Origin of the sequence: Pyrinomonas sp. (assembly GCF_040289685.1) — a bacterium.
Taxonomy (GTDB): domain Bacteria; phylum Acidobacteriota; class Blastocatellia; order Pyrinomonadales; family Pyrinomonadaceae; genus Pyrinomonas.
In genome coordinates this window covers 35,328-44,008 of the sequence record NZ_PSLQ01000023.1, presented here as the reverse complement: position 1 = coordinate 44,008, position 8,681 = coordinate 35,328, and the positions used below count along the sequence as shown (strand labels likewise).

The following is an 8,681-nucleotide window of genomic DNA, read 5'->3' as shown; positions in this document are numbered from 1 at the left end:
TGACGGATCATGCTTCGCTCGTCTGCGCCGGTGGCTCCGGCATGAGCGATTTGAGGACACGCGAGGTCTCTTCGCGTCTCTTCTGTTGAAACTCGCTAACCCACTGCGAGACGGTCGAGACCATCTCACGCACAGCCTCTTTGGGATCTTTTTGTTCCGTTTGCGCGCTGGCTGCCTCGCCTTGAGGCTTTTTGATCACTTTGATTTTGGACGAAATCACTTTAGCTACCATATGCCTTGGTCTTCCCCTTGGGTTGAATATCAGAGTCCTGTTTCCGGTCAGCAACAAGCCGTTCGCCATCGTATGAAGCAAATGGCGGGCCACGCCTCGGCTGCCCTGGATTTCACGCCTGCGCTCGTGCGAGCACGAAGAATCTAACCGACGAATGTAACGATCTTGTTGCAGGACGTGGACAAAAAGTTCGGCGGTTGTCGCCCACCGGCGACGCTCAATCGGTTTTTCGCGCCCGTTCGTGAGTGACGCTTTTTTAGATGCGCGAAGCGACGCCGTCGCCGAAAATTTTCACCCGTGGGCGATTGCCTTTTGCTTGCGAGCATCTTCGGATGCGCAAGGAGAAGATCACCGTTGCCCGTCTACAGGTGTAGCGGTGCGCGACGAGCGGAAAACGAAGTCATCGCAGCGCGCAAAAAACGCCGATTGATTCAAACGGAGCGGAATCCGGCGTGCTGGAAAGGGCGGTTCCGTTGTGCGTGGAATCAATGCGGGACGCCTTCGCTTTGCACGTTCGTCAAACGGGCGAGCGCCGTGGCGATCACGTCGAAGGCGAAAGGCTTGCTGATGATCGCATCGACCAGTTCTGCCAGCTCACCTTTTGGTTCGAGCGAAGCGCCATAGCCGGTGACGAGCAGCACCTTGGTCTCTGGCCAGCGTGCACGGATGTGACGCGCCACGGCCCATCCGTCCATCTCCGGCATCGAGAGGTCCGTGAAGACCGCATCAAAGGAGGCTCTTTCGAGCCACCGCAAACCATCTGCCCCGCTCTCGACTTTGACGACCGTGTGGCCCATCTCTGTCAACATTTCGGCTAGCGTGTCGCGTACGGCCTCTTCATCGTCGATGACGAGCGCGCAGATGCCACGCGCAGGCCGCTCGTGGCGTTCCATGGCCGCCGCACAGCTCGCGCTTTTCGCCAAGGGCAAAGTGATGGTGAAGACGCTTCCGCGCCCGACCTCGGAGGCGACCTCAATCTGTCCGCCATGCCGTTCGATGATGCCGTAGCTGATGGCGAGTCCGAGTCCGGTTCCGGCGTGTCCTTTGGTCGTGAAGAAGGGTTCGAAGATCCTGCGACGCACCTCTTCGGTCATGCCGACGCCCGAATCGGTGAAGCGAAGCATCGCTCGGTCTTCCATCCGGCGCGCCTCGATGGTGAGCAATCCGCCATCGGGCATCGCATCGAGCGCGTTGATCACGAGGTTGGTGAAGACTTCGCGCAGCTCTGAAGCGACGCCGGAGACGATCAAGCCATCCGTCGCTTGCACCTCGATTTCGTAACGGATGCCTTTAGCCATGGCATCATCGCGCCACCTCGTGCGCGTCAGCTCCAGCACTTCTTGCAAGATGCGACCAATGTCCACCTGCTCTTTGGCTTCTTCAGCCCGGCGGCGCGCGAAGTTTTGCAAGCGACGGACGGTAGCGGCTCCATCGAGCGCCGCGCGCTCGATGATTTCGAGGCTTTCGCGCGTCTTTGCGTCCAGCGCCTTTCGCTTGAGCAATTGGACGCGCCCCAAGATGACGGAGAGCAAGTTATTGAAATCGTGGGCCACGCCGGCAGCGAGTTGTCCGACGGCAGCCAATTTACTCGTCTGTTCCATCTGCTCGGCGATGCGTCTTTCTTCGGTCACGTCGCGCGCTACAACGAGCGCAAACGAGACTTGGTCGTTGATCTTGACCGGCGAGAAGCTGGCCGTAAACCAACGCAGCTCGCCATCTTTACGGAGGAAGCGCGCTTCGCAAAAGTCGCGCTGGCCGCCGAGCGCACGTTGTGCTGTGTGGCGGATGAGCGGACGGTCTTCGTGGTGGACCACCGAACCCAGATCGCCGCCGAGCAGTTCATCGGCAGCGTAACCCGTGGCCTCGCACAAACGTCGGTTGAACCACGTCGTGCGTCCCTGCGCGTCAATGGCGCAGATGGCTTCTTGTGCCGACTCGATGAGTTGTGACACGAGTTCGCGCTGTGTCCGCGCCTCTTCTTCGGCGCGCTTGAGTTCGCTCAGGTCGCGCGCGATGGCGATGGCGCCCAAGATCCTGCCTTCGGCGCGCAGCGGTTCCACCGTCACGAGCAGCGGATGATCGAAACGCGCCGGACGAAGCTCACAAGTGATGCGCTGCCCTTTCGCAATGGCTTCGGCAACCAAACACGGTCCACCTTCGCCGCTCGACATCACATCGCAGCAGCGCCGTCCGACGAGCGCGTTCACCGTGCTGTTCTCCATCTCCGCCGCGACGCGATTGGCGCGGATCAAGCGTCCCTCTTCATTGAAGATGAAGATGCCGTCGGACATGCTGTCGAAAGTCAGTTCCCACTCGACCTTGCCGCGTTGGACTTGTTCGAACAGACGCGCGTTGCTGATCGCGATGGCGATGTGGCTGGCCAGCGGCATCAGCTTTTCCACGTCCGCTGACGAGTAACGGTTGGGTTGAGCGCTTTGAACTTGCATGGTGCCGGCGACGCGGTCGAATGCGATCAGCGGAACGTAGAGAACGGAGCGTATGCGCCGCGCATCATCGCCGATGTAATAGGTCAAGGCCCCTTCGTTCTCCGTCGCGAAGTCGCCGACGATCAACGGTTGGCGCGAACGGATCGCCTGACTGTGCACGCTTTCGCTCAGAAAAAGTGGCGGGAAACTCGCTGGATCCCTCTCTTCGTCATCGACCCAAGCGTAAGTGCAGGTGATCTTCTCGGTCACATCATCGTAGTTCGAGATGATGAAGTTGTCGGCTGGCACCTGCGATAGCACGTAGTTCTTCGCCGCCCGGCAAATGTTCGTGACGTCGAAGGTCGAAGATAACTCCTGTCCGACCTTATCGAGAGCAGCGATCCAGTCGGCCCGCTCGCGCGCTTGCCGCGCCGCTTCTTTGGCCCGCAAAGTGAGGGCTTGCTGCTCTTTCCAAGCTTGCTCGATGCTGTCGGCCATGCGCGCGAAAGCTTGCGTCAGACGGTAAGCTTCGCGCGTCCTCATCTTGGAGAGCGACGGGCGTGCGGCGAGATCACCGCTTGCCAAACGAAGCGCGCTCTTTTCGAGCGCTTCGAGCGGAAAGCTGAGGTACCGGCCAATGAGATTAGAGATGAAGACCGCCGTGAGCGCTAGGCCAGCCAGTATGCTGAGCGCTTTGAGATAGAGGTTAGCGATCAGTTCTTCCGCCGGGCGAAGCGACGCCTGAACGATGATCTTCCATCCGGATTCTGGCACCGTTTCCCAAGCGAGCCACGACCGATAGCCTATCCGCCGCGCGACGGTCGAAGCGTTCTCGCGCTCGTCGCTGAATTCCACGGCACCGGATTTCGCGCTCACCGTTTGCACGTAGAGCGGAAGATCGGCGACGCTTTGCGGAAGCAAATATCTTTCCGCCGGCAAGGCCGAATCGGCCACAAGCAGACCTTCGGCATCGGTGATCAAGACGCGATCGAACGGGTTGCGCGTGACCGCGCGCGCGATCTCGTAGAATGGCCGTAGATCGTACCAAGCGACGACGAGACCGATCATCTCATCGCGCTCTTTGGCGAAAATGGGAGCCGTGATCGCTGCCGTCGGCGTGTTCATTCCGCCGCGCCCAAGATATATGCCGGAGAAGACGTTGCGTTGCGCGCGCAAAGTGTCTCGATAGTACTGCCGATCGCTATAGTCGAGACCGACCAGCGATTCGCCGCGATCGTTCTGCGGCGGCGAGAAAGCAACGGTGCGCCCCGCCAGATTCGCCACGTACATGCCAGCCAACTCCGGATTTTCTCGGCGTACGGTTTCGATCAGTCGCGTGAGGCGCGGCGTATCATCCAGTTCGATCCCCTCTCTTCGGATCAGATCAGCCGTCATCTGGACCATGCGGCGATAGGTCTCCATGCGCCCGCCGATGACGCGCCGTAACGAGGCTGCGCGCGTGATCGCGTCAGCGCGCGATGAATCGACGATCTCGCTCTGAACATAGCGCGCAAGCCCGATGATGGCGACCGCGATTGGAACGAAAATGCCGAGCATCAAAGCGAAGCTGATGGCCGAGGCGTGGCTCAAGCGCGGCTCCGTTGCTTCGTGCTTCTTCCGACTTGCGGCGTTGATGACGAGCAGCGCGACTTCCGCGAGCAAGGCGCTGAAGAAACCGTTGACGAAACTGCGCAGTCCGAGCGCACAGCTCAAAGGCCATGGCAGTCCGTAGAGGTAATGCTGCGCGAAGATATTGATCCAGCCGCCGAAAAAGAGCCAGTAGGCGAGCGTCGCGTAGAGCAATCTTCGTCCGCGCTTATGGAAGTAGCCAGCAAACGCCGCTTCGCCGCAGGCGAGCAGAGCGCTCGTCGGCAGTGGCTGGCCCCAAAGCCACCACGTCCGCAGCCCAGCGACCAACCCGGCCGTGGCTCCGCCGAGCGCTCCGAGGTAGGCTGCACAGAAGAGCGCAACAGCCGACCCGAAGACTAAGTGGATGCTCGGAAAGATCTCGAGCGGCCAAAGGTTGATCAAGAATCCCAGGCCGCCGTAGGCGAGGCCGAAAAAGATCTTTTTGAGGGTGGCGTGCGTTCGCGCAGACATCTCGACCGAAAAGTGGGCCGTGTGAACGAGCCCGATTTAAATCGTCTTGTTGAAGATCAAAAGCGACGCGCACATGCCGAAGCGTCAGGATTAAATGTTTGACCCAGGAGACTATGGAGACGTCAAACACTCTTCGGGTGGTGCGGGTGACACGAGGATCGGGCACCAAAACGCCACAACTCCCGGCTGAAATATAGATGAAACAGGGCCAGTTTGCAAGCTTTTTGTTCAATTTTAAACAATTGCCGAGGCGGCGCCCTCCGCTCGCTTCGCGGATCCTCGGCGCTTTGGAATCAAACCGTGGATCTTCGTCGGGCCGACATTTCTCGAAAGGGGAACATTTCGCTTTTGAAACGTTCGCTTAAAATCCATCGTCTCAAGGCCAATGTTTCTCGAAGGAACGTTTCGGTGACCGAAGCCAAGATCCAGGCCATGGATCTTCTTTAGGTCTGTTACGCCGTAGGAGCGCGTTCGGCGTCCATTTGACAATGGATCTCAGCGGACGTAAGCTTGGGCGTTAAAGACGACGATGTCCATCGAAACGAGGAGTTTAATTGAGCAGCGGCTGCGGGAAGCTGGGCTGAAAGTGACGCCGCAGCGGTACGCTGTGCTCGACTATTTGTGGCGCCACCGCACGCACCCGACCGCTGACGAGATCGAAGCGGCGGTGAACTATCGGTTTCCGTGCGCGTCGCGGGCGACCGTTTACAACACGTTGCATGCGTTGCGCGAAGCCGGATTGGTGCAGGAGATCTACGTGCGGGGCGGGGTGACGCGGTACGACATACGATTGGAGCCGCATCACCACTTCGTCTGTCGCCGATGCGGGCGATTAGAAGATATCTCCGCGGTGGTCGTGCAGGTGGAAGCGCCAGATCTTTTCGCGGAGCGAACGGTGGAATCGTTCGATGTCGTCGTTCACGGTCTATGTGCCGCTTGTCGTCGGAATGAGGTCGAACCTTCGAGCTAAGAGGGAGGAGAAAGATGGAAGCCGCAGAAGCCAGAGCGATGCCGCTTAACATCGGGTTGAACGAAAAAGAGCGTGAGGAGATCGCGCAAGGTCTCTCGCGTCTTTTAGCTGACACTTTCACGCTCTATTTGAAGACACATAATTTTCACTGGAACGTAACCGGGCCGATGTTTCAGACGCTGCACCTGATGTTTGAGGAGCAGTACAACGAACTTTGGAAGGCGACTGACACCATCGCCGAGCGCATCCGCGCGCTAGGTTTTCCGGCTCCGGGCACCTATCGGGAATACAGCAAGCTCTCTTCGATTCACGAAGAGGAAGGCATCCCGAGCGCCGAAGAGATGATCCGCCTGCTTGTCGAGGGGCATGAAGCTGCAGTTCGCACGGCGCGTTCGGTGCTCGCTGTCGCCGACCAAGTCAACGATGCGCCCACGGTCGATCTATTGACCGATCGGATGCAGACGCACGAAAAGACGGCTTGGATGCTCCGCAGCCTGTTGGTCAAAGAGGGCGAAGCGGCGAAAAAAACGGGCAGCTAGAAAGCTCGCCCGAAATGGTCCAGTATGGATAGCGAACCTCAACGATCGAGGTTCGCTTTTCTGTTGGCCGAAACCGACCCTCGTTTTCGCGCGAAAACGCCGTCATCGCCGACACGAAGACTGCGCCTTGCTTCTCGGTTGTTTTTTGCTTCGCGTGAGCTTGCCAAAAGTCCTCGCCAGCACGAAGGCTACGCACTTCTTCTCAGCCTAACCACTGGCGAAATGTCTGTACGAGCAGCCCAGCGTTGAATGCGGCGATGAGCACGGCGATGATCCAGGCGAGCGTCTTCAACCATGGCGGATTGACGAACTCGCCCATCTTCTCGGGATCGTTCGTGAACATGACGAGGGGAAAGACGGCAAAGCTCAATTGCATGCTGAGGACCACTTGGCTGAAGATGAGCAGCTGTGCCGTGCCGCTTTCGCCGTAACGCGCCGTGACGATGATCGCCGGGACGATGGCGATCAGGCGCGTGATCAAGCGCCGCAACCACGGGCGCAGGCGGATGTTTAAAAAACCCTCCATGACGATCTGCCCGGCGAGCGTTCCCGTCAACGTCGAGTTCTGGCCCGACGCAAGAAGCGCGATGGCGAAGAGCGTGCTCGCCGCCGTCACGCCGAGAAGCGGCGAAAGCAACCGGTAAGCATCCTGTATCTCCGCCACTTCGTGATTGCCCGTGCGGTAGAAGGTCGCTGCGGCGACGATCAGGATCGCCGAGTTGATGAGCACCGCGAACATCAGCGCGACGGTGGAATCAATGGTCGCAAACCTTATCGCCTCACGCTTCCCGACAGCGGTCAGCTCATAGCGGCGCGTTTGGACCACGGACGAGTGGAGGTATAGGTTGTGCGGCATGACGGTCGCGCCCAGGATGCTGATAGCGATGTAGAGCATCTCCGGATCGGTGACGATCTGAGGCGACGGGATGAAGCCAGCGAGAATGCCGCCCAGATCGGGCCGCGAGAAGATGATCTCCGCCGCAAAGCAGACGCCGATGATGATGATGAGTGAGATGACAATCGCTTCGAGCAGACGAAACCCCCGATTTTGCAGCATCAACAAGAGGATGACATCGAGCGCCGTGAGCATCACGCCCCAGACGAGCGGAATGCCGAAAAGCAGATTGAGCGCGATCGCTGCGCCGATGACTTCCGCCAGATCGCAGGCGATGATGGCGATCTCACACAGCACCCAGAGGACGAACGAGACGCGCGGGCTGAAATGATCGCGACATGCCTGCGCTAGATCGCGCCCCGTGACGATGCCGAGCCTTGCCGCAAGGCTTTGCAGGAGCATCGCCATCAAGTTCGAGATCATGATGACCGAAAGCAGCGTGTAATTGAAACGCGATCCAGCCGCGATGTCGGTGGCCCAGTTGCCCGGGTCCATGTATCCGACCGCGACGAGGTACCCCGGTCCGGAAAAGGCGAGCAGTTTGCGCCAAAAGCCAGCATGCTGCGGCACCGCGAGCGCGCGGTAGGCTTCCGGCAAGCTGACGTTCGGCGAGACGCGGCGCCATCCGCTCATCTGAGTTGCGTCGGTGGAGTGATCGCCCATCTGAGTCAGCGCGAAACTTTCTCGGGAAATGCGAAATGAAAGTTTAGACTGTCCTAAACTTCCATTTCGGAATATATACGATATAATCGGGAAGAGATCAAGCTGCGCCGTCGAGCGCGCGAAAGAGCGATGACCAAAGTGGCCAAACGAGCGCCGGTGGAAATCACGCCGGTCATCGAAGACTACCTGAAGACCATCTACCGCATGGCGCAGGAGCAATCGCAGGTGAAGACCACCGATGTTGCCAAGCGCATGGGTGTCAAGCCTTCGTCTGTGACGGCGATGCTCAAGACGCTGGCGGAATTGAAGTTGGTCGAGTACAAGCCTTACTACGGCGTGGCGTTGACGCCGCTCGGCGAGCAAGTGGCGCTGGAAGTGATCCGACATCACCGCCTAATCGAACTCTATCTGGTCGAAGCTTTGGGATATGGCTGGGACGAAGTGCACGAAGAGGCCGAAATCCTTGAACACGTGATCTCGGAGAAGCTTGAAGCGCGCATTGCCGAGCATCTTGGCGATCCCATGCTCGATCCGCACGGCGACCCAATTCCAGCGCTCGACGGGACGTTGCCGGAGACGACCGCCACCAGCCTCGCCGAGGCACCGCTGCGCAAGCGCGTGCGCATCGTGCGCGTGTGCGATCAGCACGCCGAGCGTTTGCGCTACGTTGCCGGATTGGGACTTGTGCCCGGCGCGAGCGTGCGCGTACTGGAACGCGCGCCGTTCGATGGTCCGGTCACGGTGCGCGTCGGCAAGCGCACGCACGCGCTCGACCAGCGTCTGGCGCGCAACATCTTGGTCGAAGAGGGATGATCGCCGCTTGGAAGCGCGCTTCCGACCGCTACTCGTTGATAAA

Annotated in this window: 6 protein-coding genes; 3 read left to right on the top strand and 3 right to left on the bottom strand. The window is 59.4% G+C overall.

The annotated features are described in order from the left end of the window. Positions 1 to 7 precede the first annotated feature (7 nt). On the bottom strand, positions 8 to 232 hold the full coding sequence (locus tag C4334_RS07095) for a hypothetical protein (protein WP_352431389.1): 225 nt from the start codon (positions 230 to 232) through the stop codon (positions 8 to 10). Positions 233 to 717: 485 nt separating this feature from the next. Beyond that, positions 718 to 4,758, bottom strand: a complete 4,041-nt coding sequence (locus tag C4334_RS07090; protein WP_352431388.1) for a PAS domain S-box protein — start codon at positions 4,756 to 4,758, stop codon at positions 718 to 720. A 529-nt stretch (positions 4,759 to 5,287) separates the two neighbouring features. On the opposite strand from C4334_RS07090, the gene C4334_RS07085 reads away from it, so the two are divergent. After that, positions 5,288 to 5,728 (top strand): Fur family transcriptional regulator, encoded by a 441-nt coding sequence (locus C4334_RS07085; protein ID WP_352431387.1) that lies wholly within the window; start codon positions 5,288 to 5,290, stop codon positions 5,726 to 5,728. A 14-nt stretch (positions 5,729 to 5,742) separates the two neighbouring features. Beyond that, positions 5,743 to 6,267 (top strand): Dps family protein, encoded by a 525-nt coding sequence (locus C4334_RS07080; protein ID WP_352431386.1) that lies wholly within the window; start codon positions 5,743 to 5,745, stop codon positions 6,265 to 6,267. A gap of 202 nt (positions 6,268 to 6,469) precedes the next feature. Here the strand turns inward: C4334_RS07080 and C4334_RS07075 are convergent, their stop codons facing one another. Continuing rightward, entirely contained in the window at positions 6,470 to 7,795 is a 1,326-nt protein-coding gene (locus tag C4334_RS07075; RefSeq protein ID WP_352431385.1) for an Nramp family divalent metal transporter, read from the bottom strand. Between the two features lie 159 nt (positions 7,796 to 7,954). Between C4334_RS07075 and C4334_RS07070 the strand changes: the two genes are divergently transcribed. Beyond that, positions 7,955 to 8,638 carry a metal-dependent transcriptional regulator gene (locus C4334_RS07070; protein WP_352431384.1) on the top strand — a complete coding sequence of 228 codons (684 nt, stop codon included), beginning with the start codon at positions 7,955 to 7,957 and terminating at the stop codon, positions 8,636 to 8,638. The last annotated feature ends 43 nt before the right edge of the window (positions 8,639 to 8,681 follow it).